The organism is Streptomyces sp. CB02923 (genome assembly GCF_001905005.1).
Lineage (GTDB): Bacteria > Actinomycetota > Actinomycetes > Streptomycetales > Streptomycetaceae > Streptomyces.
Genome location: NZ_LWKZ01000025.1, coordinates 765974 through 792077 on the forward strand (window position 1 = coordinate 765974; position 26104 = coordinate 792077).

Here is a 26104-nt window from a genome sequence, read left to right on the forward strand (position 1 = left end):
CCCCGGGTCCGGTCACGCCTTCGGCACCGCCGCGTCCACGGCCTTGACGATCCGCTTGTCGGAGACCGGGTACGCGGTGCCGAGCGCGTGCGCGAAGTAGCTCACCCGCAACTCCTCGATCATCCAGCGGATCTCCCGGGCCTCGGCCGGCACCGGCCGTCCCCGGGGGTACTGCTCCAGCAGCCAGGCGTACTCGTCCTGCATCTCCTTGACCTTCGCCATACGGGAGCGGTCCCGCTCGGCGTTGCCGGGGAGCTGCTGGAGGCGGCGGTCCACGGCGACCAGGTACCGCATGAGGTCCGGCAGCCGCTTGGCGCCGTGCGCGGTCACGAAGCCGGGGCTGATGAGGGCGGCCAGCTGCTCCTTGACGTCCGTGAGGGACGCGAGCAGGGAGGGGAAGGTGGTGGCCTTGAGGCGGCGCTCGCACGCCTGCCAGGCCGCCAGCACCTCCCGGGCCTGCTGGATCGTCTTCATCGTCGCGTCCACCAGGTCGGCGCGTACCGCGTCGAAGAGCTTGCGGAAGGACTCCTCGTCCCAGGCCGGTCCGCCGTGGGCGGCGATCAGCCGGTCGGCGGCGGCGGTCACGCAGTCCTCGAAGAGGGCCTGTATGGAGCCGTGGGGGTTCGCGGACAGGGCCAGCTTCTGCTGATTGGTGAGCTTGCCCTGCGCGAACTTGGCTGGGTTGCTCGGAATATTCAGCAGAATCAGCCGGCGGGTGCCGGTCCACATCGCCGTCTGCTGTTCGGCCTCGGTGTCGAAGAGGCGTACGGCGACGCTCGCGCCCTCGTCCACCAGCGCCGGGTAGGCCTTCAGCGGCTGGCCCCCGCGCCGGGTCTCGAAGGTGCGCGGCAGCGTGCCGAGCGTCCAGGACGTCAGGCCGGTGCGCTGTTCGAGGCCGGCCGGGGTCCCGCCGCTGCCGGCCTCGCCGTCCTTCGGGGGCCGCTCGGCGGCCTGCGCGAAGGCCTTGCTGAGGGCCGCCTGGGTCTTCGGCTTGAGCTGGAGGCGCAGCGCTTCGAGGTCCTTGGCCTCGGCCAGCTTGCGGCGGCGCTCGTCGACCACCCGGAACGTGATCTTCAGATGGTCCGGGATCTTGGTCTGGTCGAAGTCGGCCGGGTCGACCGGGACGCCGACCATCCGCTGGAGCCCGGCCGCCAGTGACGTGACGAGCGCGCCCTGGAGGGGCACGGTCGAGTCCAGGAAGCGGGCGGCGAAGTTCGGTGCCGGTACGTAGTTGCGGCGGATCGGTTTGGGCAGCGAACGGATCAGTTCCGTCACCAGTTGTTCGCGCAGGCCCGGGATCTGCCAGTCGAAGCCTTCGGAAGAGACCTGGTTGAGCACCTGGAGGGGGATGTGGACGGTGACACCGTCCGCGTCCGCGCCCGGCTCGAACTGGTACGTGACGCGGAACTTCAGCTTGCCCTGCCGCCAGGAGTCCGGATAGTCGTCCTTGGTGACGGCCCCGGCGGACTCGTTGATGAGCATGGAGTGCTCGAAGTTGAGCAGCTCCGGCTCGTCGTGGCGCTTCTTCTTCCACCACGAGTCGAAATGGGCGCCTGATACGACGTGTTCGGGCAGCCGCTGATCGTAGAAGTCGAAGAGCGTCTCGTCGTCCACGAGGATGTCGCGCCGCCGGGCGCGGTGCTCCAGCTCCTCGACCTCGCCGAGCAGTTTGCGGTTGTCGTGGAAGAACTGGTGATGGGTGCGCCAGTCGCCCTCGACCAGGGCGTTGCGGATGAACAGGTCGCGGGAGGTCTCCGGGTCGATGCGCCCGTAGTTCACCTTCCGCTGGGCGACGATCGGCACGCCGTACAGCGTCACCCGCTCGTATGCCATCACCGCGGCCATCTTCTGTTCCCAGTGCGGCTCGCTGTACGTGCGCTTCACCAGGTGCTGGGCCAGCGGCTCGATCCACTCGGGCTCGATCCTCGCGTTCACCCGTGCCCACAGGCGAGACGTTTCGACCAGCTCCGCCGACATGATCCAGCGCGGCGGCTTCTTGAAGAGCGCCGAGCCGGGGAAGGCCGCGAACTTGGCGCTGCGGGCGCCCAGGTATTCGTTCTTGGCGTCCGTGTCCTTCAGTCCGATGTGCGAAAGCAAACCGGACAGCAGGGAGGTGTGGATGGGGTCGGGCGCCGCGTCCTGCTCGCTGAGGTGGACCCCCATCGTCTTGGCGACCGTACGCAGCTGCGAGTAGATGTCCTGCCACTCGCGTATGCGCAGGTAGTTCAGGAATTCGCTGCGGCACATGCGGCGGAACGCCGACGACGACAGCGCCTTCTGCTGCTCGCGCACATACCGCCACAGGTTCAGATACGCCAGGAAGTCGCTGGTCTCGTCCTTGAAGCGGGCGTGCTGCTGGTCGGCCTGCTGCTGCTTCTCGGCGGGCCGCTCGCGCGGGTCCTGGATGGACAGCGCCGCCGCGATCACCATGACCTCGCGTACGCACCCGTTGCGGTCGGCCTCCAGCACCATCCGGGCCAGCCGCGGGTCCACCGGCAGCTGGGACAGCTTGCGCCCCAGCTGGGTGAGCCGCTTCTTCGGGTCCTTCTGCCGGGGGTCGATCGCGCCCAGCTCGTGCAGCAGGTCGACGCCGTCCTTGATGTTGCGGCGGTCCGGCGGGTCGATGAAGGGGAACTTCTCGATGTCGCCGAGGCCGGCCGCGGTCATCTGCAGGATGACGGAGGCCAGGTTCGTCCGCAGGATCTCGGCGTCGGTGAACTCCGGCCGGGTGAGGAAGTCGTCCTCCGAGTACAGCCGGATGCAGATGCCGTCGCTGGTCCGGCCGCAGCGGCCCTTGCGCTGGTTGGCGCTGGCCTGCGAGACGGGCTCGATCGGCAGCCGCTGGACCTTGGTGCGGTAGCTGTAGCGCGAGATCCGGGCCATGCCGGGGTCGATCACGTACCGGATGCCGGGGACGGTCAGCGAGGTCTCCGCGACGTTGGTCGCGAGCACGATGCGGCGGCCGGTGTGGCGCTGGAAGACACGGTGCTGCTCGGCGTGCGACAGGCGCGCGTACAGCGGCAGCACCTCGGTCTGCGGCAGGTTCTTCTTGTTGAGCGCGTCGGCCGTGTCGCGGATCTCGCGCTCACCGGAGAGGAAGACCAGGATGTCGCCGGGGCCCTCGCCCCGCAGCTCGTCCACGGCGTCGCAGATCGCGGTGATCTGGTCGCGGTCGCTGTCGGTGCCGCCCTCCTCCAGGAGCGGGCGGTAGCGGACCTCGACCGGGAACGTACGGCCGGAGACCTCGACGATCGGCGCGCCGCCGGGCCCGTCCCCGTCCCCGCCCGCGTCCCCGTCCGCCCGTACGGAGGCGAAGGAGCCGAAGTGCCGGGCGAATCGTTCCGGGTCGATGGTCGCGGAGGTGATGACGACCTTCAGGTCCGGCCGGCGGGGCAGCAGCTGCGCCAGGTAGCCGAGGATGAAGTCGATGTTGAGGCTGCGCTCGTGGGCCTCGTCGATGATGATCGTGTCGTACTGGCGCAGCTCGCGGTCGGTCTGGATCTCCGCCAGGAGGATGCCGTCCGTCATCAGCTTCACGAGGGTGTCGGAGCCGACCTGGTCGGTGAAGCGCACCTTCCAGCCGACCGCCTCGCCCAGCGGGGTCTTCAGCTCCTCGGCGACCCGCTCGGCGACCGTACGGGCGGCGATCCGGCGCGGCTGGGTGTGGCCGATCAGCCCGCGTACGCCGCGGCCCAGCTCCAGGCAGATCTTGGGGATCTGGGTCGTCTTGCCGGACCCGGTCTCGCCCGCGACGATCACGACCTGGTGGTCGCGGATCGCCTCCAGGATCTCGTCCTTCTTCTGGCTGACCGGCAGCTGCTCCGGATACGTGATCGCGGGCATCGCGGCGCGGCGCTGCTCGACCCGCAGCTCCGCCTCCCCGATCCCGGCGTCGATCTCGGAGAGCACGGCCGCGCGGGCCTCGGGCTTACGGATCCGGCGCGCGCCGTCGAGCCGGCGCCCCAGCCGCTGCTGGTCGCGCAGCATCAGCTCGGGCAGCCGCTCATGGAGAGCGGACAGTGTGGGGGCGGCACCGTCGGGCCGGGCGGAGGCAGGCTGACTGGACATACGCGACCCAGGATCTCACCTCCGTGAATACCGTGGCGAACGAATTGCGGCCGGTGCGGGGGCGGGAGGGCCTGCGGGGCGCGTCCGACGGGCTCTCCCAGGCGTCCGCAGAACGGGCCCTTCCGGCGTTTCCGACGGTCCCTTCCGGCGTTTCTGGCGCCCCCTCCGGGCATTCCCGACGCCCCCTCCGGGCGTTTCCGACGGCCCCTTCGCGCGTTCCCGGCGACCGCTCCGGGCGTTCCCGGCGACCCCTCCGGGCGTTCCCGGCGGGCCTCTCGCACGGTGGGCCGACCACTAGGAGAATGTCCGGGTTGGGTGGCTTAGCGTGGCCTTATGTCTGATCAGCACGGTGACCACCCCCAGCCGCACGGCGCCCATGGACGCCCTCCCACCAAGGCCGAGAGATGGGCCGCGTTCAAGAAGTCGCCGTTCCTGCCCGCCACCGTGCTGGTCTTCATCCTCGCCATCGCCGCCGGGCTCTTCGCGGGCTCGTACACGTACACCATGGCCAACCCGACCCCGCGGCACATCCCGACCGCCGTGGTCGGCCCGCCGGACTCCCCGCACGGCAAGGCCTTCGCCGGCGGCATGGAGAAGGCCCTGAACGCCTCCCTCCAGCTGCACGCGTACGACTCGTACGCCGCGGCCAAGGAGGGCATCGAGGAGCAGGAGGTCTTCGCGATCCTGCGGGTGCGGGACAAGAGCGTGGAACTGGACGTGGCCGGGGCGGCGGGCGCCCAGGTCGCGCAGGTGCTCGAACAGGCGGGCCCGAAGGTGGGCCAGGCGGTCGGTGTGCCGGTCGAGGTCAAGGACCTCAAGCCGCTCCAGGAGGGCGACCCGCGCGGGCTCGCCCTCTTCTACATCTCGCTCGCCGCGGTGATCATCGGTTTCGTCGGCGCGATCCAGCTGAGCGTGCACGCGCGCGGGCTCAATCCGCTGGAGCGGATCGCCTTCACCGTGCTGTACGCGCTGCTGGGCGCCTTCGCCATCGCCGCGGTGGTGGACTGGCTGCTGGGCGCGCTGGACCTGCCGTTCGTGGAGTCCTGGCTGATCCTGGCGCTGACGATGTTCACGTCCGGCATGGTCTTCACGATGTTCAACACCCTGATCGGGCGCTGGGCGATGATCCCGACCTGGGGCCTGATGGTGCTGCTGGGCAACCCGTCCTCGGGCGGCGCGGTCTCCTGGCCGCTGCTGCCGTCCGTCCTCGGCCACATCGGCCGCTGGCTGCCGCCGGGCGCCTCGGTCAACGCGCAGCACACGGCCGTCTACTTCGGCGGCTCGCAGCACGTCTTCCCGTTCCTGGTGCTGGCCGGCTGGGCGCTGGTCTCGTGCGCGGTCTTCTGGACCTGGCGGCACCGGCACCCGGGCGGGCGCGAGGTGGGGGCGCTCACGGCGGGGCTGCACAAGGCGGGCGCGACGGGCTTCTGACGGGCGCGGGGCCGGCTCCTGACCGGGGACCGGCCCCGCGGGCGCACCGCACCGGCGCCGAAAGCTGTCCGCGAAATAACGAGAGCTGTCCGGGCAACGAGGGCCGTCCCGGCAACGAGAGCTGTCCAGACAACGAAAAAGGCCTCGATCCGAAGATCGGGGCCTCTTCCCACTGCTGGTGGCTGGGGCCGGGATCGAACCGGCGACCTATCGCTTTTCAGGCGATCGCTCGTACCAACTGAGCTACCCAGCCACAGCGGTCCTGACGGGATTTGAACCCGCGGCCTCCACCTTGACAGGGTGGCGAGCACTCCAAACTGCTCCACAGGACCTTGCACTGTGCGAGATCAGGCGTACCCAGTCTCGCACACGGTAATGCGTGCCCCCAACGGGATTCGAACCCGTGCTACCGCCTTGAAAGGGCGGCGTCCTGGGCCACTAGACGATGAGGGCTGATGGCCCGCCTTGGTGCCTTGTGGGGCGCCGTCGGGGACGTGAGAAGCATATGGGATGCAGGGACCGTTCGCCAAAACGGTTTGTTCGAGCTCGTCGGCGGCGGCGTTCGGGTGGGGCGGCCGGGGCGGGTGGCGCGCCGTGCGCCCCGGCCGTTCCGCGGACCTACGGGGCACCGGGGGAGGGCGCACCGGGCGGGGCCGACGAGGCCGCCGGGGAGCGGGTCCCGGGGGAGCCGGTGTCCGGAGAGGGGGTGGCCCCCGGCCGGTTCTCCCGCGGCAGATGACGGCTGACCTCGGCCTTCGACAGGCCCAGCCCGCCGAGCGTGATCTCGTCCCACGCCTGGAGGAGCCGCGTCCGGCGGTCCAGGTAGAGGACGGACGCCTGGACGGGTGCGGGCTTCTTGCCCTGCACCGCGCGCAGCCCGCCGCCACCCGTGGAGCCTTCGATCATCAGCCGGGTGCCCCGGGGGAGCACCGTGTTCTCGCGGTGGTGGACGTGGCCGGCCAGCGCCAGCGGTGCCAGGCCGTCCGCCTCGGACGCCGCGACCGGGTTGTGCGCCAGCGCGATGTCCACGGGCGTGCCCGCGAGCCGCTGCGTACGGAGCGAGTCGGCCAGCTTGCCGCCCGCCGTGCGTTCGGAGAAGTCCCCCTCCGCGACGACGGAGCGGTCCGGTGTGAACTGCGGGTCGCCGACGCCCGCGATACGCAGCCCGCCGACGCTGACGGCCCGGCCGCCGTCGAGGACCGTGGCGTTCCCGCGGCCCGCGAGGTACTGCTGCGTCGTGGCGGAGTCGTGGTTGCCGCGCACCCAGACGTACGGCGCGCCGAGCGTGGCGACCGGGTCCAGGAAGGCGTTCTCGGCCGCCGAGCCGTGGTCCATGGTGTCGCCGGTGTCGATGATCACGTCGATCTTGTACTGCTTCACCAGCGATTTGATGATCTGCCAGGCCGCCGGATTGAGGTGGATGTCGGAGACGTGCAGCACGCGGATCGTGGTGGGGTCGGGCGCGTAGGCGGGCAGGGTCGAGGTGGCTTCGTAGAGCTTGGTCACGTTTGTCACCAGGCGCGCCAACTCCCGCTGGTAGACGTCGAACTCGCTGACGATGTTGCGGGCGTTGCCGACCACCGAGGGCGCCGAGGACAGCAGCCCGGAGAACTTCGGCTCCAGGACGGACTTCGGGTTCCAGGTGGCGTACGCGGCGGCGCCCGACGACGCCAGCAGCGCGAGCGCCAGCCCGCCCGCGGCGAGCGCGCGGCGCGGCCTGCGGTACACGGCCAGGCCCAGCGCGGTGGCGCCCGAGACCACCGCGACACAGGAGCGGAAGGCGAGGGTGCCGGTACCGCTGACGACGTCGCGGGTGACCTGCTCCTGGAGGCCGGCGAACCGTTCCGGGTGGTCGACCAGGGCCTGGGACCGGACGGGATCCAGCCGGTCCACGTCGACATCGAGGCGTATCGGGGCCGAGTGGCTGCGCAGCTCCAGGGCGCCCAGCGGCGAGACGTTGATCTTCGTGCCGCCGGAGAGCGACGGGCGCAGTGTCATGTTCGTGTCCACCGGCCCGACCGGTGCGTGGATACTGCCGACGATCAGCAGGCCCAGCCAGGCGCCGAGCAGGGTGACGGTGAGCAGGCCGAGGGCGCGGGCGTACGGATGCGGGGTGTGTGTGAGGGTGCTGGTGGGGGCGGTGTGGTGGGAGCGGTAGTCGTGGAGGACGGCGGCGGGAAGGCCCCGCACCCGGGCCAGCGAGGCACGGAGCAGCCGGAGCACGGGAGAGCCGGGGGAGGAGTCCCCGGGCGGCGCGACACGGGCCATTGGGCGCGTATTCCCGGGGGCCGCGCCCGTCATGCCCGGAGAGCGGCCCGTGCCGTACCGGAGAGCGCCGGGCGCCGTACCGGAGAGCGCCGGGCGCCGCGCGGTAATGCTGCCGTGCGGTGGTGTGGCGGACAATGGGCGGTGTGCTGGAGATGACGCGCGAGGAGTTCGAGGAACTGGTGGCCGAGGCGCTGGACCGGATCCCGCCGGAGCTGACACGGCTGATGGACAACGTGGCGGTGTTCGTCGAGGACGAACCCCCGGCCGGGGACCCCGAGCTCCTGGGGCTCTACGAGGGGACACCGCTGACCGACCGCGGCGAGTGGTACGCGGGCGTGCTGCCCGACCGGATCACCGTCTACCGCAACCCGACCCTGCGGATGTGCGACTCGCGGGAGGACGTGGTGGCGGAGACGGAGGTGACGGTCGTGCACGAGATCGCGCACCACTTCGGGATCGACGACGAGCGGCTGCACGCGCTGGGGTACGGCTGATCGGGGCGGGGGCTGGACCGGGGCGGTCCGGGGCGGTCCGAGGTGGATCGGGTGGACCGTACGTAGGGCGAGTGGGCCCGGGGGCCGGTTCGTGGCGGCACCGAAGGCGGGACGGGCCCGGCCGGTTCGTGGCATTCGCGGCGTTCGGGGTGGTGCCGGTGGTGTCCGGGGCGGTGATCGGGCCCGTACGGACGCGATCTCGTGCGTACGGCGCGTGTCCTTGGGCGGTCGGCGGGAGTTGGGCAGGGCGTTCATCTCCGCAGTCTCCGCGCTCCGGATCCGGAGGTCCCGCCCGTGCGCCCGATCGCTACCCCCCTTCCCGGCCCGGCCCTGACCCGTCTCGCCGCCGCCGTGGCCGCCGCCTCCGCCCTGGCCGCGTCGTTGAGCGGCTGCATGAGCGTGAGCGACGCGGAGCCGCCCAAGCCGTCGGGCTCGTCCGCGCGGCCCGACGGCGGGCCCGCGCCGGACGGCGGGACGGTGGACAGCCGCGGCGGGAGCCCGGACCGTATGGGGCGTACGGGTGGCGGGCACGGCGTGGAGGGGCACGCGGGGGCGCCCGCGAGCGATCACACGCCGTCGGCGGCCGAGGCGGAGCCGAAACCGGAACCGGCGTCGGGTGCCGCGCCGGGACCCGAGCAGGCCGGACCGCCCGGATCCGGCCCCGCGGCCCCCGTCCCCGCGCGGCCCGGCGGCGGCCGGCCCTCGTCGACCGCCCAGCCGCCCCGTACGACCCCGACCGTCAGGCCGACACCGAGCGCGAGCCCGGACCCGCAGCCGAGCTCCCCCGCGCCGACCCCGTCATCCGCCCCGCCCGCCCCTTCGAACCCGGAGGGCGGGGGTTAGCGGCGCGGGCGGGTCGGGTGGGTCGAGCGGGGCGGGGGAGGCCGGTGGCAGGGCGGGGGTCGGAGCGGGCCGAGTGGCCGGGCGGGCGCGGTGGGGAACGGGGGTTCGGGAGGGCATTTGCCTTCCGGGGGTCGGAGTGAGTATGGTGGTAGATCGTTTGATCCCATTTGCCCGGCGCATGATGCAGCGCCGTGTGGCGCGTTCTCTCCCTTGCCGTGGCTGACCGCATTGAGGCGGTCGTTTGTGAATTCTCACGGAGTTTGGGCGCGTGCCTGTGCCGAGACTCCGGAAGGTTTCGCATTTCGCATGTCTGTTTCCACTGATCAGTCCGTCCTGCCCGCAGCCGATGAGCAGGCGGCTCCCCAGCAGGACCAGCCGCAGGACCAGGCCGTCGTCGAGACGCCTGCCGAGATGACCGAGGCGGCCGCCGAGGCCGTTGCCGACATCGACGCCGACGTCGAGGAAGGTGCCGAGGACAGCGCCCCGCAGATCACCTTCGGTGACCTCGGCCTCGACGAGAAGATCGTCCGCAAGCTGGCCGCGAACGGTGTCACCACCCCGTTCCCCATCCAGGCCGCGACCATCCCCGACGCGCTCGCCGGCCGCGACATCCTCGGCCGCGGCCGTACCGGCTCCGGCAAGACCCTCTCCTTCGGTCTGCCGCTGCTGAGCCGCCTGGCCGGCGGCAACACGGCGAAGAAGCGCCCGCGCGGCGTCATCCTCACCCCGACCCGTGAGCTGGCCATGCAGGTCAGCGACGCACTGCAGCCGTACGGCGACGTCCTGGGCCTCAAGCTCAAGGTCGTCTGCGGCGGTACGTCCATGGGCAACCAGATCTACGCGCTGGAGCGCGGTGTCGACGTCCTCGTCGCCACCCCCGGCCGGCTGCGCGACATCATCAACCGCGGCGCCTGCTCGCTGGACGACGTCGAGACCGCCGTCCTGGACGAGGCCGACCAGATGGCCGACCTGGGCTTCCTGCCCGAGGTCACCGAGCTGCTCGACCTGATTCCGTCCGGCGGCCAGCGCATGCTGTTCTCCGCCACGATGGAGAACGAGATCGGCACCCTGGTCAAGCGCTACCTGACCAACCCGGCGACCCACGAGGTCGACGCGGCCCAGGGCGCGGTCACGACCATGACCCACCACGTGCTGGTCGTGAAGCCGAAGGACAAGGCGCCGGTCACCGCCGCCATCGCCGCCCGCAAGGGCCGCACCATCATCTTCGTCCGCACCCAGCTGGGCGCCGACCGCGTCGCCGAGCAGCTGTGCGACTCCGGTGTGCGCGCCGACGCGCTGCACGGCGGCATGACGCAGGGCGCGCGGACCCGCACGCTGGCCGACTTCAAGGACGGTTACGTCAACGTCCTCGTCGCCACCGACGTCGCCGCCCGCGGCATCCACGTCGACGGCATCGACCTGGTCCTGAACGTGGACCCGGCCGGCGACCACAAGGACTACCTGCACCGTTCCGGCCGTACCGCCCGTGCGGGCCAGTCCGGCACGGTCGTCTCGCTGGCCCTGCCGCACCAGCGCCGCCAGATCTTCCGCCTCATGGAGGACGCGGGCGTGGACGCCTCGCGTCACATCGTCGGCGGCGCCGGCGCCTTCGACGAGGACGTGGCCCGGATCACCGGCGCCCGCTCGCTCACCGAGGTGCAGGCCGACTCGGCGACCAACTCCGCCAAGCAGGCCGAGCGCGAGGCGCAGGAGCTCTCCCGTGAGCTGGAGCGCGCGCAGCGCCGGGCGACCGAGCTGCGCGAGGAGGCCAACCGCCTGACCGCCCGCGCCGCGCGTGAGCGGGGCGAGGACCCGGAGGAGGCGGTCGCCGCCGCCGAGGCCGCCGTGGAGGAGGCCGCCGAGGCCGTCGTACCGGCCCAGGCCGCCCCCGAGGCCGACGAGGCGCCGCGCCGCTCCTCGTACCGCGACGAGCGGGGCAACTACGAGCGCCGGGACCGCCGGGACAACGACCGCGGTGACCGTCGTGACGACCGCTCCGGTGGCGGTTTCAACCGTGACCGTCGCGATGACCGGTCGGGTGGCGGTTTCAACCGTGACCGTCGCGATGACCGTTCCGGTGGTGGCTTCAACCGTGACCGTCGTGATGACCGGTCGGGTGGCGGTTTCAACCGTGACCGTCGTGACGACCGGTCGGGTGGCGGTTTCAACCGTGACCGTCGCGATGACCGGTCGGGCGGTGGCTTCAACCGTGACCGTCGCGATGACCGTTCCGGTGGCGGGTTCAACCGTGACCGCCGTGACGACCGTTCCGGTGGCGGTTTCAACCGTGACCGTCGCGACGACCGCTCCGGTGGTGGCTTCAACCGCGACCGCGGCGACCGCCCGAACCGTTCCTTCAACCGCGACGACCGTTCCGGCGGCCGCTCCGCCGGCGGCTACCGCTCCGGTGGCGGCGACCGTCCGTACAACCGCGACCGCCGCGACGACCGCCCCTCCTCGGGCGGCTACCGCTCGGGTGGCGGCGACCGCCCGCAGGGCCGTCGTGACGACCACCGCGGCCACGGCACCAGCTCCTTCGGCCGCCGCGAGGACAAGCCGCGCTGGAAGCGCAACGGCTGACGGAGACCGTGACGCCTGACGGCGTCGCCTCTGCGACCGCGGGGCCCGCGCCGCGCTTCCGTACTCCGGTACGAAAGCGCGCGCGGGCCCCGCGTCTCAACTCCGTTCCCCGCGCGGCCCCTTGACCGCGCACCCCGCCGCACGGCAGACCCGCACGCCACGCCCGCCAAGAAGCGGACGAAGTGCCTCCGGCAGCCCGATGGGTAATGCCTTCGGGCTGCGGCGGGAACGCGGGCTATGCTGCTCGGTGCGGGCCATTAGCTCAATTGGCAGAGCAGTGGACTTTTAATCCATTGGTTCAGGGTTCGAGCCCCTGATGGCCCACCGCAGAAGGCCGGGGGAAACCCCCTTCGGCCTGCTACGCAGCGCCCCGGTCGGACTCGTCCGACCGGGGCGCTGCGGCGCTTTCCGGCTCCTGCGTGCGTGATGCGTGAGCGGACGGTCCGGCACTCGCTGCTCCGGATAACGGGCTCGGGCAGCAGGCTCGTGTATGTGTCCGATGTCAGGGTGATCGTGGAGTGCCGCAGCGTTTCCTTGATCGTGTGGAGGTCGCCGCCTCTGCCATGGGTGAGGGGCGCGGTGACGTGTCGTAGATCATGATGGGCGATCAGCGGGAGACCGGGGCTGCCGGGACGCAGTGGAAGGCGTCGGAGGCCGTCTCCGGGTGCAGCCGCGAACCATTCGTCCAGCTACTCGCCTACGGTGAGGCAGCCGGTCAGGTCCAAGCCGTGACGGAATTGCCGCCGGGGCGCCTCGGCGTCCGGCAGCGTGGCCTTCTCGTCAGCCACCTCCTCCAGCAACTCTGCGATGTGTGAGATCGGGGTAATCGGCGTCGGCCGGGCCGATCAGCTCCTACGGCAAGCAACTGACCAGCGCACACTCGACGACGCCCACTCACCGGCACGCACCTGCCGTCGCAGACGATTACGGCACGGCCGTTGCCCCTTTGGCGAGGCCAGGCGGGCCAGCCGCCAATGCACGGAATTCGGCGGACAGAGACAGAGGGCCCAGGCGCGCCAAGAGGCTTAGTGCGCTGACCTCACGGCCCCCTGCCCAGACTCCTGCCCCCGGGGTGCGGAATGGAGTGACGGTGACACCCCAGGCATCGAACAGGCTGGTCCTCAGATACCGCATACCGCCTGTGCCGCACAGGTACGTCGTTGCGCCGGTGGCAACAGCAAGGTCGACAAGACGCTCAGTCCGGTCCGGCCGGGAAGTCAGTGCGCTGCTGCGCAGGATGCGGCCGGGCCAGCCGAGGGCCTCCAGGAGTGCCTGGGTGGAGGCTTCGGCGACGGCGGCGGTTCTGCCGCTGGTGATGATCAAGTCGAGCACCGGGGTGAGAGCCGGCCGCAGAAGTAGCCAGTACGGGCTGGCTCCGTAGCAGTGTTGGAGAGTGTGCTGGATACGGCGGCGGGTTCGGACCGGGTCGACGATCTCCGCGTCGCGGATGGTGGTCGACCGGCCGTTGGGCAGGTGCGTGGGTAGGGAGAGCCACTGCCGCCGCGCCGGGTCGTTCAGGGCTGCCAGGCGGGCTCGGTGCTGGTAGTCGCGGCGGGCGAACTGTACGTCGTCGAGGACGATCCAGTAATCGGCGGCGAACAGCTTGGCGAGGGTGGACAGCCGCGGGAAGAAGTTGGGCTGATGGATCGCGCACCGCCCGCCCGGCGGCGGCAGGTCAGGAGGCGAGGAGGCGGCTGTCGAAGCCGTCCTTGATGAGTGACCGGTAGGCGGCATGTACGTCCTCCGGGACGTCCTGCTCGATGGCGAAACCGAGCTTGGGGTACTCGATCACCCGCTGCATGTCGCCGACGAGCATGTCGGTGACGAATGCCTCGTCGCCGATCGCCTTGAGGTAGTCGTCGAACTCCAGCGGTTCGGACGCGCACACCACCTCCACCTCGGGCCAGACCTTGCGGCAGGTGGCATAGGCACGTCGTTCCATGTACGGCATGGCGGTCAGCAGTACCGACTTCGGGGTGATGCCGGCGGCGGTCAGCACCTCGCGGGAGAAGGCGATGTTCTGGCCGGTGTTGGCAGCGTTCGGTTCGATCAGGACCGAGGTATCGGGGACGCCGAGTCCCAGGGCGTGCTCGCGGAAGTGGACGGCCTCGCCGCGCGGGAAGCGGGTGGCGGTGTTGGGGCTGTTCCCGCCGGTGAAGATCAGGGTCGGGAAGAGGCCGGCGTGGTAGAGCTCGGCGGTGAAGGCGGCGACGCGAAGATCGTGACTGCCCAGGCCGATGGCCACATCGCAGGGCCTGAGCTGGTGGTGCATCTGGTGGAAGTCCCAGATGAGTTTCGCGTTGTGCCACTGGTCTTCGGTGATGGTCCGCTGCTTGTCCGTCACTCGTTCTCCCTGGTCACCGTCGCCGGGGGCGGCCTGCCCCCTCGCTTGTGGTCCGGATGCCCTCGATGCTGCCCAGTTGGTGGCTCATGCCGTACTGGGCGGCGACCTTGGCGGCGCGGTCGAGGACCTGCAGTCCATCATTCCGGGTGGCCGGGTCGGAGAGCAGGATGTGACCGTGGGCGGTGTCCAGACGTACGCGTTGCATCGGTGAGTCGGTCGTGCCGGTGCGGCGGGCGATGTCGATGAAGTGCAGGGCTTGGGTGAGGTCGCCGGCGCCACGGTGAGCGAGGGCGAGCTTCTGGTGGGCCACTGACCAGTCGTCGGGTTCGGCCAGGTCTTCGAAGTCACGGGTGGCGGCCGTCATGACGCGGGAGGCGTAGTCGTGGTTGCCGTCCTTGCTCAGTGCGGTCCCCACCCACAGCCGGGCGCGGGCCCTGTCGCGGCGGGAGAGGCGGTCGTCTACGGCCAGGGTTTCGTAGTGGCGTGCGGCCAGTTCCAGGCGGCCCGACATCTCGGCGATCACCGCCAGGGACAGGTCGAGCTGTGCGATGCGGCGGGGGATGTCGAGCTGGGTGAACAGCGAGCGGGCGCCGGTGTAGGAGTGCTGGGCCGAGAGCGGGCCCAGCACGGCGCCTTGGTCTCGGTGCAGGTCGCCGCGCAAGGCGGTGGAGCGGGCGAAGAGGTACAGGCCCTTGTCGTCGAGCTCCGGTGGCTCGAAGCGCTCCAGCCAGCGGCTGAGCAGGTTGTCGGCGAAGGCGAAGTTCTGGCGGGAGAGGGCGACCACCACCCGGTCCAGGTCGTCGGTCCAGGACTCGTACTCCCAGGCCCGCGGGCCTGAAGCGGTGACGCGGCGCCCCAGCACCTGACCGGGGCGGCCGGCCTCCGACAGGAGGGTTTCGAAGCGCAGGTGCACCGCGGCGTCCGCACGGGCCAGGGCGGTGTCCAAGATGGCCTGGGTGTCCGGGCGGGGCTCGGTGGCGGTCAGGAGCTTGTCCCACTTGGCGACGGTACGGGCAGCGACCCCGAGATGTTCGGCCAGGGCCCGCACGCTCATCCGCAGGGCGAGGCGCAGGGCGTGGGCCTCCAGCCCGGTCCAGTGGTGCACGGTCGCCACGCGTTGCTCCTTTCCGGACAGCATGGAAGCACGCGGCACGGGTGCGGGGGCACGCAAGTGCAACGGAAGTACAACAGCCGGTCATACCCCGTCGGTCGGGTGCGGGCCACTCTCGAAGGGCCGGCCGGAACCTCGCGGTCCGCCCCGGTGTCTCCCCGCCCTCCGCATCCTTGGACGGTCACGCATATGGAACCTCTCACGGAGCACCGCCCGGTGAACGGCCCGCTCGTTTACGGCTTCCTGAGGCTCGCCCCCGCAGCCACCGCCCGGCAGACCGCTCTGACCGATGCCCTCGCGGAGTACTGCCGCAGCCACGAACTGGTGCTGGGCGGGCTGTTCATCGAGCGTGAGTCGGGTGCGTGCACACGTACTGCGGCCTTCACCGGCCTCCTGGACGCGCTGGCCCTGCCGGACGCCTACGCCGTCGTACTCCCCGCAGCCTCCCACTTGGGCCCCAGGCCGATAGCGGCCGAACGCAAGCGGCAGATCACCGGATCGGGGGGGAGCCCGTCTGCTGCTGATTCGCAGCGGCAAGGCTGCCCAACGCCGAACGAAGCCGTCCTGGGAACGTGATCCACACCCCACACCGGCCCAGGACGCCGAAACATGAGGCTCCCCATGCCCGACTCCGCACGTAGAACGTTCCCCGCCGTTCCCGAGTCCGTCGGCCGGGCCCGCAGCTTCGTCGACCGCACCCTGGCCCTCTGGGAGCTGGATGGAAGGGCCGACGATGTTCGCCTGTGCGTCTCCGAGCTGGCCACCAACGCTGTCACCCACGGCACGGTCCCTGGCCATGGCTTCACCGTGACAGTGACCGCCGAGGACGACGCCGTCTGCATCGAAGTCGGTGACCCCAGTTCCCGTCGCCTACGGCTATGCCACCCCACCAGCGAGGACACCGTCGGCCGCGGCCTGCATCTGCTCGGGGCTCTCAGCGACGAATGGGGCGTGACCGAGCACGACACGGTCGGCAAGACCGTCTGGTCCCGCTTCAAGACCACCCCGGCACCGAAGAAGGCACCATGCTGACCACCTGCACCCCACCGACCATCACCGCTCCCGGTCCGGGCCTCCTGGCCGCACTGGGCGCCTGGACGTGGCTCGGCCTCGACCCGGCCGACACCCCGCTCGCCCATCTCCTCCTGGCCCACCCTCCAGGCCGCACCGCCCGCGAAACACCGGCAGTCATCGAGGTACGAATGCGACGTATCGCCGATGCCCTGGGCGGCCTGGCCACGCCGCAAGAACGCGTCCCGAACCTGGGCGCCAAGCTCCTCATGGTGAACCCAACGACGGTCCTGCTGCGCTTCGACGGCACCCGCTACGGCGTACGGCTACCGGTCCGCCCCGGCTGGGCCCAGCACGTCCGCCGCAACGGCCAGGCTGTGATCACCGTCGGACTGGCACCACTGTCGCGAAGCGCCGACCTGGCCGATGTAGACGCCTACTTGAATGCCACGCTCGCCTGTAGCGACCTCCTGTTCGGTGTCGTCTGCCCAGCCTGAGTACCGATCGAATCGAACAGCCAGGCGCAGGACTGTGAGCACCAGCTACTTCATTGCGCCGCGTCCTCCGGTGCTTCTACTGCGTACGGGTGGACGTACCGGCCCTCGTTGAAGGGAGTGAACCACGAGCCGATCGCCATGGGCGTGACACCGAAAGCCTCTCCTGCCGCGTCTTCGCCGATCTCATCCACCGAGTCGTCGTACAGCCACTCGTGGTCCATGTCCTCGTAGACGTTCTCGGCGAATGCTTCAAGGGCCGCTGCCACACCTTCATCCATGAGACCGAACGTCTCCAGACTGACGTTCGCCTCGCGCAGCAGAAGTCTCAGGGCGAGCTCCTCCGCGAGACAGCTGAGCTGCTGGAAACTCCCGTGCGTGAAGCGGGTGGTCATGGCGATCGCCGTCACCAGGAAGCGGCGTGCGAAGTGCGCGTCGTACTCAGGGGCGTAACGGTCGGGAAGCTCCTCCAGCAACCACAGCGGCCTCTCGCACTCAGCGACGTTGCTGCGCGTCTGGGTGAGGGTCTGCACGTCCTGGAAGAGTTCGTCCACCAGCAGATGGGCCCCGTACACCAGAGCGCCGGCGGCCAGCTTGGCATCTTCCGGCAGTACTCCGGCCTCTACGTCCTCCTCTTCGCCGTCCTCGTCCTCGGGGTCGAGCACGCCGAACATGACCGGCGGGAAGGAGCGCAGCTCAGCGGACATGGTCAGCATCCGGCTCCGGACGGCCTGCGCCTCTGCTTCCGCGTCGTAATCGTCCTGGCCGTCGCTGTCGCCGCTTCTCGTGGCATGGTGGGCCTTACGAGCGGCTGCGTCGGTCGGCGGAGTGTCGGGGCCGTCGGCGGCGTCGAGGCTCTCCTGGGTCAGCTGCGGGTGCAGCTGAACCTCGCACCGGTCGATTGTCCACTCGGCCAGGAGCTCGCTGCGCTCCAGCAGCTCGCCCACCACCGACTGCACCGAGTCCTCGGCGAACTCCAGCGCCGGAGCATCAACGAAGATCGTCAGTAGCGCCCCGCCCGGATGAACGGCCACGATCGACTCAAAGATGTCGACCTCCATACCGTCCGGCCCCTCGATGCCTTCCACGGCGCTGATTCCCTTTTCGAGGAGTGCCACAGCGCCGGCTCGTTGCAGCGCGTCCATCTCGGGAGATCCGACCGGGATGCTGGTGTCCACCGTCACGGCGTAAGTCACGCCCTCAGCGTGCCAGGGCCGCGCAGGGGCACGGAGCGAAATCTGCCAGCTCGTCACTGCCTTGTGCTCGCGACGGTCATCGTCCGACCGCGGGAGCATGTACGCATCGCGACCGCGGCCGCCGCCTGCTTGTCAGTTTCTGCCGTGTCCGCGACCTCTTTCCGTAGCCGAGGTTGTTCGACGTGCGGCCTCGCAAGCGAAGGCGTGCCAGGCCGCAAGCCGGGGCGGATTGACGGGTTCCGAGGGTTATCGGGTCCTGAAGCGGCGGAAGAGGTTCCGGGCCACGTACACCCCCGGGCCGCCGAAGCCGACGATGTCGACGCGCCCGTCACCGGTGATGTCGGCGAGGAAGCGGGGGTGGCGGTCGACCCGCCAGCCGCCGGCGTCCTCGTTGTACCCGAACCCCCGGCACACCAACTGGGGCTGCTCGAACTGACCGTCACCGCGACTGTGCGACACCCAGACCCCCTCGTCGCCGAAGCCGATGATGTCCGGTTTGCCGTCGCCGGTGGCGTCGGCGAGGAACCGGAGGTGCTTCCTGCTTGTCCACTTCTGGGCGAGCCCGAAGTCGTTCAGGACGAGCTTCGCGGGCTCGAAGGTGCCGTCGCCGCGGCCGCGTGAGACGACGACGCCCAGCGGGCCGAATCCGACGATGTCCGGTGCTCCGTCACCGGTGGTCTTGATCAGGAACCGGGGGTGTTCCTCGACCGAGGTCCACCCCTGGTCGACTCCGAAGTCGTCAAGGACGTACAAGGGGTCGGCGAACGTCCCGTCCTCGTCCTGGAGTGATACCCAGACGCCGTCGTCGTGGCAGCCGACGATGTCGAGCCTGCCGTCACCGGTGGTGTCGGCGAGGAAGCGAGGGTGCTTGTCGGCAAGCCAGCCACCTGCCTGCTCGCCGTGTCCGAACGATGTGACGGCGGGCTCGCCGTCCGCGGGCGCGAACGCCCCTGCTCGTCCCGAGGGGCCACCCGGACACCGTCAGCGCAAAGCACGACGACATCGGGCTTGCCGTCGCCCGTCATGTCCACGAGGGTCCACAGATCCTCGGGGCTCGTGGAGGGTACGGGTGGGTGCAGGACGCGCTCTTCGTCGTCGAACGTGCCGTCGCCTCTGCTGGACGACGCCACGGCTCCCTCCACGGGCTTGAGCCCTACGATGTCCGCCCGCCCTGCTCCCGTGGTGTCGGCGAGGAACCGCGCACCGGCCCCGGCCCACCACCCCGGTTGCCCGCCGGGGAATGGGGTATCCCCTGCTCGAGCGAAGCCGAGAGCTTGGGGAAGGGTGGCCCCTTCGCTCTTCCACTCTCCGGCGTCCTCGTCGCTGCCGAACTGCTCAAGGACCAGGAGCATGTCGCTGAAGGAGGGCGTCGCGTCCGGCGCGGGTCGCAACGCGGTCGAGCGGGCCAGCCGCCAGGACTGGCGGCCGTTCCAGTGACTCAGTGGTGCCCAGCGCAGCACGGGATCGCTGGTGCGCTCGGGCTCGGCCGGGACGAACCGCCACCGCTGGCTCTCCGCGCTGTCATCGTGCGCGCGCAGAATGATCCGGGTGCCGTCCTCGTCGGGGTCGGCGAGGTCGAGAACGGTGTCGTCGGCCGCGCCCTCGATGAAGTAGAGGCCCGCTCCGCCCTCAACAGGGACGACGCGCCACTGCTGGCTCTCGTTGCCGTCGGAGGCGTCCCACTCGCGCACGCCGCCGTCTGCGGCGGCGGGGTTGTCGAGTACCTTGCCGCTGACCGCGTTGCGGATCACATATGTCTGGTCGTCCGGTGCCTGCTCGCCTTGCGTGGCTTGTACGGGGGCGAGCTGCCACTGCTCCGGGCTCGGGCCGCCATCGGGGAAGTCGCGGACTACGAGCGCCCCGTCCGCGCTCGGCGCGGCCTTGGCGCCGAGGGTCTTCCCCGTGGCGGCGTTGACGATCTCCAGCTTCAGTTCTTCCGTGGGCACGGGCATCGTGGTGCCTCTTCCAGGCGGTACGGGCGTTGGCTCGGGACGGGCTCGGCGCGACGGTCGCCGCGGATCACGTGAAGACGTGGTGGTAGGGGACACTCCACTCGCTGGGCAGCCGCGGGTAGAAGGTGTTGATGACCGTCCCGGTGAAGTCCCCGCCCCAGTTGTAGGTGAGACGCACCTCGCTGTCGGCCGTCACCGCATGGTCCTTGAACCCGAGGATGGCGTCGGGGTGGGTGATCGGCACGAACGTGATCCCGCCCCACGGCGTCACCGTCACGACCCAGAGCTGGGTGTCCTCCGGCGCGCCGTTCTTCCCGCGCCATTTGTCGCCGACCTCGTCGGGCAGGCCGACCTGGACGGTGTCGGCCGTACTCTTCGGGGCCTCCTGGTGAGCGGTGACGCGCCTGCGCTGCGGCTTCGGCGCGCCGTCGTCGCCGCGGCCCGCGTCGGCTTCGCCTGTGCCGGCAGGTTCGGGCGACACCTGGCCCGCGGCGCTCTCGATGTAGTACAGCGGTCGCTGCCCGAAGAAGCCGCCGGGGGTGATGTACCAGAGGTGGCCCTGCGCCTCCTTGGTGTCCGGGTCGAGCGCCGTGGCCAGCTGGACGCCCTTGTCGTGGCTGGCCTCCGTCAGCTCGGCGGGCCGCAGGTAGCCGCCGTTGAAGGCGTGGACGAGCATGACCGGCCGGTTTTCGAGCAGTGCCGCCACGATTGCGTTGTCGTAGCTGTTCACCGCCACTGGTCCGCCGACCACCAAATTCGACATCGCCGTGCGTTCTTGGGTGTACATAGCGAAAACCCCACCTGTTCCGAATCTGGAGAACAATGCGCCGGACGCTCTTTTTCGAGCGAAATTGACAGGCTTGATCGCCCTCAATTAAGAGGTCCCAGGAAGCGATTGGATGGCCGGATCGAATACCCTCGCCTGCGTCAACAGTCAGGTCACAGTACTCGCAGGAAGGACTGTGAAGATGCATCGATCGGGCGGCTGACAGCACTGCAACATACCGCTGTTGTCTGCCAGTTGAGAACGGCCACCGAGCCTTTACCGCTCGATTGGGTGAATGTGCAGAGGTGCCGTTTGGGTGATGGGGTACGTGGTAATTTCGGTTATCGGGACATTCGCATTCGGAACATGCACGGATGCCATTTTCCGCATCACCGAGCCCAGTCCGACCGGATCAGTCGAGGACGGGAAATGCCTTCCAACGCGTACAACCTGGAACGGGCCAAGCGCCAGCCGCTGACGAAGAGGAATCTGCGGGAACTCAATATCGACCAGACCTGGCGGTCCATCCTGGACCACCCCAACCTGATCTATGTCGACGACTACGGCGTGCGGCACAAGCCCGTCGGGTTCTCCTTGAACAAGTCGAGCTTCGGCTCCTTCCCCGGGTCCGCGTTCAAACTGGGCTGGCTCGCCTACATGAACCTCGGGGAGCCGCTGATCGAGGAGCGGCGCAACGTCAGTCAGCCTCCACCCGACACGTTCTCTTCGCGCACCTACGTCAACCGCAGCAAGACGTCCAAGATGACCTTCAACGACTCGGTCGAGTTCACCGTGTCGAACGAGGTCACGTGGTCGATCCAGGGGGAGGCCCAGCTCACCTTCGGCGGGAGCGTCAGCGCGGAGCTCCAGCTGCAGCTGCAGAGCCAGCTTCAGGTGGACCTTCAGGCGCAGTTCGGGACGGAGCTGCAGAACCAGCTCCAGAACGAAATGTCGAACAGCATGACCAACGGCATGGCGAACAGCATGACGAACACCGTCACCAACGAGAACAGCAAGGACGACATCGGGGTCGACACCGCCAACGGCACCACCAACGGCGTGACGAACGACGTGACGAACGGCGTGACAAATGGCGTGACGAACGGCGTGACGAACTCCGCGTCGAACTCGGTGACGACTTCGGGGGCGTTCACGACCACGGGCAGTGTCACCGGCAACGCGGAGCTCAACGCCCAGTTGATGCAGGGAATCACCGGCTCCGTCGGCGGCTCCCTGACCACCAGCTGGGCCTCGAACTCTCAGATCTCCGGCGAGGTCCCGCCGGGCTCCCGCGTGGAGACCATCGTCACGCAGCGGCGTACCCGCAAGCAGTACATCTACGAGATCCCGGTGACCTTCTCCGGGTTGCTCGCGGTGAAGTACGACGTACCGGTGACGGTCCTGTCGCCCCCACAGTCCAGGGATTACCCGGGCCTCGAGTACGTGGTCGCCCGCGACCTCGGCGATATCGACCTGGCGGGCGGCAACGGCTTCCGCATGAAAGGGCTGGCCGAGGTCGTGTCCGCCCTGGAGGTCCATCACACGATGTTCGACGGCGAGAGCCTGACCGGCAGTGAACGAGAGCTGCACAAGCAGCCTTGACCGGGCGGGCGGCGCCACCACGACGACCAGGAGTGACCACCATGGTGTTCGACAACATCTTCGGCTTCGCTGGCAAGGGCGCGGGGCTCTTCTCAGTGACCACCGACGGGTCCAAGCCGCAACCGGGCGCGGGCGTCGACTTCGAGGACGCCGACGACGACACGTACGACGACACCAGCGCGAGCCTGTTCAACAACTCGATCCACGGCGCCAGCTCCCGCGCGAAGGTCGTGCAGGAGACGTCGCCCGAAGCCCGGGCCATCCTGGGCTTCCTCGGCTCCTTCGTCCAGACCACCCAGGCGTCGGCCGGCGCACAGGCCCAGTACGCCCAGAACCCCGGTTCGGTGTCCCATGCGGCGTCGGCCGGCATGCAGGAGTCGAGCTCCACGGTGACGGAGCACGGTGACCTCCAGAAGGACGAGGACCTGCAGAGCAAGCCGAAGAAGAGCGATTTCTCCAAGGCACCCAAGGCTCCCCCAGCGCCCAAGGCCGAGGCGCCAAAAGCCGAGGCACCCAAGGCCGAGGCACCCAAGGCCAAGACGCCCAAGGCATCCAAGCCGACCGCCGAGGACCCGTCCGCCTCCAACAATCGCTCGTAGCAGGCGGTCAGTGAACGGTGAAGGGATGACGATGAGCACTGCCCACGAGGCGACCACAGGTAGCGAGGACTGCGCCCCTCCGATCAGCACGTTCGCGGGGACCGGGGTCGGTGGGTCCAAAGGCGACAACGGGCCTGCCGTTTCGGCCCAGATGCAACACCCGTACGGGGTCGTGGTGGATTCGACTGGAGCCCTGTACGTCTCCGAGTACGGCAAGCACCGGATCCGGAAGATCACGATGGACGGGAAGATCAGCACGGTCGCCGGCACGGGCACCAAGGACTTCAGCGGTGACTGCGGCCCCGCTGTCTCGGCCCAACTGAACCTCCCTCGCGGGGTGGCGGTGGACAGGGCAGGCGCCGTCTACATCGCTGATTCCGACAACCACCGGGTCCGGAAGATCGCGGCCGACGGAAAGATCTGCACGGTCGCGGGCACCGGCACCCAGGGCTCCGACGGTGACGGAGGCCCCGCCACCGCCGCACAGTTGGACGGCCCGTACGGGGTGGCGGTGGACAGCACCGGCACCCTCTACGTCACGGAATACAACAAACACCGAGTGCGGAAGATCACGACGGACGGGACGATCAGCACGGTGGCGGGGACCGGGGCCAAGGGCTCCGACGGAGACGGCGGTCCAGCGGTTTCGGCCCAGCTGACCCATCCGCGCGGAGTGACGGTAGGCCGCGCGGGCGAGCTCTACATCGTCGATACCGGAAGCCATCGGGTTCGTAAGATCGCGGCCGACGGAAGGATCTGTACGGTCGCCGGCACCGGCACCAAGGGCTTCAGTGGTGACGGCGGCCCCGCCGCCACCGCCCAGTTGAGCAACCCGTTCGAGGTGGCGGTCGACAGGGTCGGCACCCTCTACATCACCGATTTTGACAACCACCGGGTCCGGATGGTCACGGCCGACGGGAAGATCAGCACGGTCGCCGGCACCGGCACCAAGGGCTCCGACGGTGACGACGGCCCGGCCGCGTCGGCTCAGCTGAACAACCCGATCGGGCTCACTGTGGACCGCGCCGACGTCCTCTACATCGCCGACCACGCCAACCACAGGGTTCGGAAGGTCGCGTTGCCGAAGAGGGCCGGGCTGCCCGATTCGGGAACGGTGGTCTCCTGGGCCAACGTCCGCAGCAGGCTGCGGATGGCGGTCCAGCGTGAGTCCACCAAGGACGGGGCCGAGATCCACCAGTCCCTCGCCACCCCCAGAGGCCACCAGCAGTGGCGACTGGTCGTCGCGGGCCAGGACAACGATGAAACCCTGTACACGATCGAGAATGTGCGCAGCGGCAAGGTCCTGGAGATCGCTGGAGCGCACGAGACGGCCGGGGCGGTGGCCGCCCAGCGCGCCTACGAGGGTGACGACGCACACCACCAGCAATGGAGGCTGATCCCGGTGAGCTTCGCGACCGACACCCCGTCGGTGTACGAGATCGCGAACCGGAACAGCGGTCTGCTCCTGCGAGTCGACACCAACGCCCGCACAGCGATCACGCAACACAGGGCGGAGGGTGACCACAGGGAACGGCAGTGGCATCTGCTCCCCGTGTGACCCACGAGGGGTAGGGGCGAACTCGCCCCAGCCCATGTCTGGCCGGCCGTCCGTCATGCGTGAGCGATGCGTGAGCGGACGATCCGGCACAGGTCGTTTTGTGCTGGATCGCCCGTCGACGGGAAGGTAGGACAACCGGACGAAAGTAGACCGTAACGGACCTGGTGGGACCGCTCAGCACGGCCCCACCAGGACTTTTAATCCATTGGTTCAGGGTTCGAGCCCCTGATGGCCCACCAGATGCAAGCCGGAGGCGAGCCCTCCGGTCCACCGCACAGCGCCCCCGCCGGGAGTCACCGGCGGGGGCGCTGTCGTGTTTCCGGGGCGGTGAGGGGGCGCGCTTCCGAGGGGCCTGCGGGGAGGCGGCGAGGAGGTGCGTTTCCGAGGGGGCCTGCGGGGAGGCGGCGAGGAGGTGCGTTTCCGGGGGCTGGGAGGAGGCGGAGGGGTATGTCCGGGCTCCGTATGTCCCGGCCCGTGTGACCCGTACAGCCCAATCTGATTCGCCGCCCGGCCCGGCAGCGTAAAGCCTTGGGACGGCGACGGTGTTCGTACGGACGGGCGCGCGGGAGTGGGAGGCAGGCCGGTGCGGGTGCGTCGAGGCGGCAGGGGCCGTACGGGCGATCGGGAGCGGCGGCGGCGCCGCTCCGGCATGTCGCCGTTCGGACGGCAGCTGATCTGCTGGCTGCCGCTGATCCTGCTCGTGGCGGGGCTGATCTTCGACAGCGGCACCCCCGCCCGGTACACGGCCGCGCCCTTCTTCTCCGCCGCGCCGCTGGTGGCGGCGCCCCTGTACTCGCTGCGCAGCACGGCCGTCATCGCGACGGCCGCCGTCATCGCCGAGACCTGGGTCGTGACGTACCACGGGGGCCGCGACGCCAACCAGTCCGTCACCGAGGGGCTGACGGTGCTGGTCGTCGCCGTTCTCGCGCTGGGCATCAACCGGGTCGTACGGATGAGCGACGCCCGGCTCGCCTCCGTACGGGACGTCGCTGAGGCGGCCCAGCGGGCCGTGCTGCCGACACCCGCCGAGCGGATCGGTGGGCTGGCGGTCGCCGCGCGCTACGTGGCGGCGCAGGCGGACGCGCGTATCGGCGGTGACCTGTACGCGGTCCAGGACACTCCGTACGGCGTACGGCTGATCGTCGGCGACGTACGGGGCAAGGGCCTGGAGGCGGTGGAGGCCGCGGTGATCGTCATCGGCGCCTTCCGCGAGGCCGCCGAGCAGGAGGCCAGCCTGGAGGCGGTGGCCGGGCGGCTGGAGCGGGCGCTGCAGCGCGAGGGCGGCCGGCGGGAGGGCCTGGACCAGTTCGAGGGGTTCACCACGGCCGTACTGGCGGAGCTGCCCTCGGACGAACACGCCGCCCTCCGCGTCCTCAACCGCGGGCACCCGGCGCCGCTGCTGCTCGCCCCCGACGGCGAACTGAGCGAACTGACACCGAAGTCACCCGCGCTGCCGCTCGGCATGAGCGAGGTCGCCGGCTGGCCGGACCGGGCGGACGAGACGGCCTGCCCCGCGGGCTCGATCCTGCTGCTCTTCACCGACGGCGTGACCGAGGCCCGGGACGCCGACAGGGTCTTCTACGAACCGGCTGAGCGGCTGCGGGGCCGGGTGTGGGCCTGCGAAGGGCCGGAGGCGCTGCTGGACGCGCTGGTGGAGGACGTGGCGGCGCACACGGGCGGGGAGACGGCGGACGACATGGCGTTGCTGGCGGTGCAGCGGCCTATGCGGAAGTGAGGGGGTGGGGGGATGGTGATGATGGGGGCTTGCGTGTGTCTGGGGCCGGTGG

At 69.9% G+C, this 26104-nt stretch carries 18 protein-coding genes, 4 tRNA genes and 1 pseudogene; 12 read left to right on the forward strand and 11 right to left on the reverse strand.

Annotation, left to right across the window (positions count from 1 at the left end):
* Window positions 1–12 precede the first annotated feature (12 nt).
* Complete coding sequence (gene hrpA, locus A6A06_RS31620) at window positions 13–4068, reverse strand: ATP-dependent RNA helicase HrpA (protein ID WP_073765799.1); 4056 nt, start codon at window positions 4066–4068, stop codon at window positions 13–15.
* A gap of 333 nt (window positions 4069–4401) precedes the next feature.
* Here hrpA and A6A06_RS31625 point away from each other — a divergent pair, with 333 nt between their 5' ends.
* Window positions 4402–5499, forward strand: coding sequence for a hypothetical protein (locus A6A06_RS31625; protein WP_073765800.1), 1098 nt, complete (start codon window positions 4402–4404; stop codon window positions 5497–5499).
* A 176-nt stretch (window positions 5500–5675) separates the two neighbouring features.
* On the opposite strand, the gene A6A06_RS31630 is transcribed toward A6A06_RS31625, so the two are convergent.
* The 4 genes from A6A06_RS31630 to A6A06_RS31645 form a co-directional block, all read right to left on the reverse strand.
* Window positions 5676–5752 (reverse strand) — tRNA-Phe (locus A6A06_RS31630).
* Window positions 5753–5756: 4 nt separating this feature from the next.
* Window positions 5757–5831: transfer RNA gene (locus A6A06_RS31635), tRNA-Asp, on the reverse strand.
* A 48-nt stretch (window positions 5832–5879) separates the two neighbouring features.
* Window positions 5880–5952, reverse strand: a tRNA-Glu gene (locus A6A06_RS31640).
* Window positions 5953–6117: 165 nt separating this feature from the next.
* On the reverse strand, window positions 6118–7767 hold the full coding sequence (locus A6A06_RS31645; RefSeq protein ID WP_073765802.1) for a metallophosphoesterase family protein: 1650 nt from the start codon (window positions 7765–7767) through the stop codon (window positions 6118–6120).
* Window positions 7768–7910: 143 nt separating this feature from the next.
* Between A6A06_RS31645 and A6A06_RS31650 the strand changes: the two genes are divergently transcribed.
* From A6A06_RS31650 to A6A06_RS31665, 4 genes are all read left to right on the forward strand, one after another.
* Window positions 7911–8261 carry a metallopeptidase family protein gene (locus A6A06_RS31650; RefSeq protein ID WP_073766077.1) on the forward strand — a complete coding sequence of 117 codons (351 nt, stop codon included), beginning with the start codon at window positions 7911–7913 and terminating at the stop codon, window positions 8259–8261.
* A gap of 294 nt (window positions 8262–8555) precedes the next feature.
* Window positions 8556–9104, forward strand: coding sequence for a hypothetical protein (locus tag A6A06_RS42290; protein ID WP_199931283.1), 549 nt, complete (start codon window positions 8556–8558; stop codon window positions 9102–9104).
* Between the two features lie 306 nt (window positions 9105–9410).
* Window positions 9411–11684 carry a DEAD/DEAH box helicase gene (locus tag A6A06_RS31660; protein ID WP_073765804.1) on the forward strand — a complete coding sequence of 758 codons (2274 nt, stop codon included), beginning with the start codon at window positions 9411–9413 and terminating at the stop codon, window positions 11682–11684.
* 251 nt (window positions 11685–11935) lie between these two features.
* Window positions 11936–12008, forward strand: a tRNA-Lys gene (locus A6A06_RS31665).
* A gap of 600 nt (window positions 12009–12608) precedes the next feature.
* Here A6A06_RS31665 and A6A06_RS31675 read toward each other — a convergent pair.
* The 3 genes from A6A06_RS31675 to A6A06_RS31685 are packed head-to-tail and all read right to left on the reverse strand — an operon-like array spanning window position 12609 to window position 15142.
* Window positions 12609–13418 carry a WbqC family protein gene (locus A6A06_RS31675; protein ID WP_079194467.1) on the reverse strand — a complete coding sequence of 270 codons (810 nt, stop codon included), beginning with the start codon at window positions 13416–13418 and terminating at the stop codon, window positions 12609–12611.
* On the reverse strand, window positions 13360–14028 hold the full coding sequence (locus tag A6A06_RS31680) for a YdcF family protein (protein ID WP_073765806.1): 669 nt from the start codon (window positions 14026–14028) through the stop codon (window positions 13360–13362). Before A6A06_RS31680 ends, A6A06_RS31675 begins: the two co-directional genes overlap by 59 nt.
* 13 nt (window positions 14029–14041) lie before the next feature.
* Window positions 14042–15142, reverse strand: coding sequence for a hypothetical protein (locus A6A06_RS31685; RefSeq protein WP_073765808.1), 1101 nt, complete (start codon window positions 15140–15142; stop codon window positions 14042–14044).
* Window positions 15143–15328: 186 nt separating this feature from the next.
* On the opposite strand from A6A06_RS31685, the gene A6A06_RS31690 reads away from it, so the two are divergent.
* From A6A06_RS31690 to A6A06_RS31700, 3 genes are read left to right on the forward strand one after another with little or no spacing between them, the layout of a single operon-like run.
* Window positions 15329–15715: a hypothetical protein gene (locus A6A06_RS31690; protein WP_242441035.1), complete on the forward strand. Its 387-nt coding sequence runs from the start codon at window positions 15329–15331 to the stop codon at window positions 15713–15715.
* A 45-nt stretch (window positions 15716–15760) separates the two neighbouring features.
* Entirely contained in the window at window positions 15761–16171 is a 411-nt protein-coding gene (locus A6A06_RS31695; RefSeq protein ID WP_073765810.1) for an ATP-binding protein, read from the forward strand.
* A complete protein-coding gene (locus tag A6A06_RS31700) occupies window positions 16165–16647 on the forward strand; it encodes a hypothetical protein (protein ID WP_073765812.1) in 483 nt (160 codons plus the stop codon). Before A6A06_RS31695 ends, A6A06_RS31700 begins: the two co-directional genes overlap by 7 nt.
* A gap of 50 nt (window positions 16648–16697) precedes the next feature.
* Here A6A06_RS31700 and A6A06_RS31705 read toward each other — a convergent pair whose 3' ends face one another.
* From A6A06_RS31705 to A6A06_RS31715, 3 genes and pseudogenes are all read right to left on the reverse strand, one after another.
* A complete protein-coding gene (locus A6A06_RS31705; RefSeq protein ID WP_073766083.1) occupies window positions 16698–17840 on the reverse strand; it encodes a hypothetical protein in 1143 nt (380 codons plus the stop codon).
* Between the two features lie 246 nt (window positions 17841–18086).
* Window positions 18087–19792, reverse strand: a pseudogene (locus A6A06_RS31710) (FG-GAP-like repeat-containing protein).
* A gap of 67 nt (window positions 19793–19859) precedes the next feature.
* Window positions 19860–20579, reverse strand: coding sequence for a hypothetical protein (locus A6A06_RS31715; RefSeq protein ID WP_073765814.1), 720 nt, complete (start codon window positions 20577–20579; stop codon window positions 19860–19862).
* Between the two features lie 408 nt (window positions 20580–20987).
* Between A6A06_RS31715 and A6A06_RS31720 the strand changes: the two genes are divergently transcribed.
* The 4 genes from A6A06_RS31720 (at window position 20988) to A6A06_RS31735 (ending at window position 26052) form a co-directional block, all read left to right on the forward strand.
* Window positions 20988–22160: a hypothetical protein gene (locus A6A06_RS31720; RefSeq protein ID WP_073765816.1), complete on the forward strand. Its 1173-nt coding sequence runs from the start codon at window positions 20988–20990 to the stop codon at window positions 22158–22160.
* 41 nt (window positions 22161–22201) lie between these two features.
* Window positions 22202–22759: a hypothetical protein gene (locus tag A6A06_RS31725; RefSeq protein ID WP_073765818.1), complete on the forward strand. Its 558-nt coding sequence runs from the start codon at window positions 22202–22204 to the stop codon at window positions 22757–22759.
* Window positions 22760–22934: 175 nt separating this feature from the next.
* Window positions 22935–24317, forward strand: a complete 1383-nt coding sequence (locus tag A6A06_RS31730) for an NHL domain-containing protein (RefSeq protein WP_443333805.1) — start codon at window positions 22935–22937, stop codon at window positions 24315–24317.
* Between the two features lie 649 nt (window positions 24318–24966).
* Window positions 24967–26052, forward strand: coding sequence for a PP2C family protein-serine/threonine phosphatase (locus A6A06_RS31735; protein ID WP_073765820.1), 1086 nt, complete (start codon window positions 24967–24969; stop codon window positions 26050–26052).
* The last annotated feature ends 52 nt before the right edge of the window (window positions 26053–26104 follow it).

Coding starts and splice junctions, on each gene's coding strand:
- A6A06_RS31675 (WP_079194467.1), bottom strand. CDS start 13,418: ATGCCGCCTACCGGTCACTCATCAAGGACGGCTTCGACAGCCGCCTCC.
- A6A06_RS31660 (WP_073765804.1), top strand. CDS start 9,411: ATGTCTGTTTCCACTGATCAGTCCGTCCTGCCCGCAGCCGATGAGCAG.
- A6A06_RS31690 (WP_242441035.1), top strand. CDS start 15,329: ATGGAACCTCTCACGGAGCACCGCCCGGTGAACGGCCCGCTCGTTTAC.
- A6A06_RS31735 (WP_073765820.1), top strand. CDS start 24,967: ATGTCGCCGTTCGGACGGCAGCTGATCTGCTGGCTGCCGCTGATCCTG.
- hrpA (WP_073765799.1), bottom strand. CDS start 4,068: ATGTCCAGTCAGCCTGCCTCCGCCCGGCCCGACGGTGCCGCCCCCACA.
- A6A06_RS31645 (WP_073765802.1), bottom strand. CDS start 7,767: ATGGCCCGTGTCGCGCCGCCCGGGGACTCCTCCCCCGGCTCTCCCGTG.
- A6A06_RS31725 (WP_073765818.1), top strand. CDS start 22,202: ATGGTGTTCGACAACATCTTCGGCTTCGCTGGCAAGGGCGCGGGGCTC.
- A6A06_RS31695 (WP_073765810.1), top strand. CDS start 15,761: ATGCCCGACTCCGCACGTAGAACGTTCCCCGCCGTTCCCGAGTCCGTC.
- A6A06_RS31625 (WP_073765800.1), top strand. CDS start 4,402: ATGTCTGATCAGCACGGTGACCACCCCCAGCCGCACGGCGCCCATGGA.
- A6A06_RS31720 (WP_073765816.1), top strand. CDS start 20,988: ATGCCTTCCAACGCGTACAACCTGGAACGGGCCAAGCGCCAGCCGCTG.
- A6A06_RS31700 (WP_073765812.1), top strand. CDS start 16,165: ATGCTGACCACCTGCACCCCACCGACCATCACCGCTCCCGGTCCGGGC.
- A6A06_RS31715 (WP_073765814.1), bottom strand. CDS start 20,579: ATGTACACCCAAGAACGCACGGCGATGTCGAATTTGGTGGTCGGCGGA.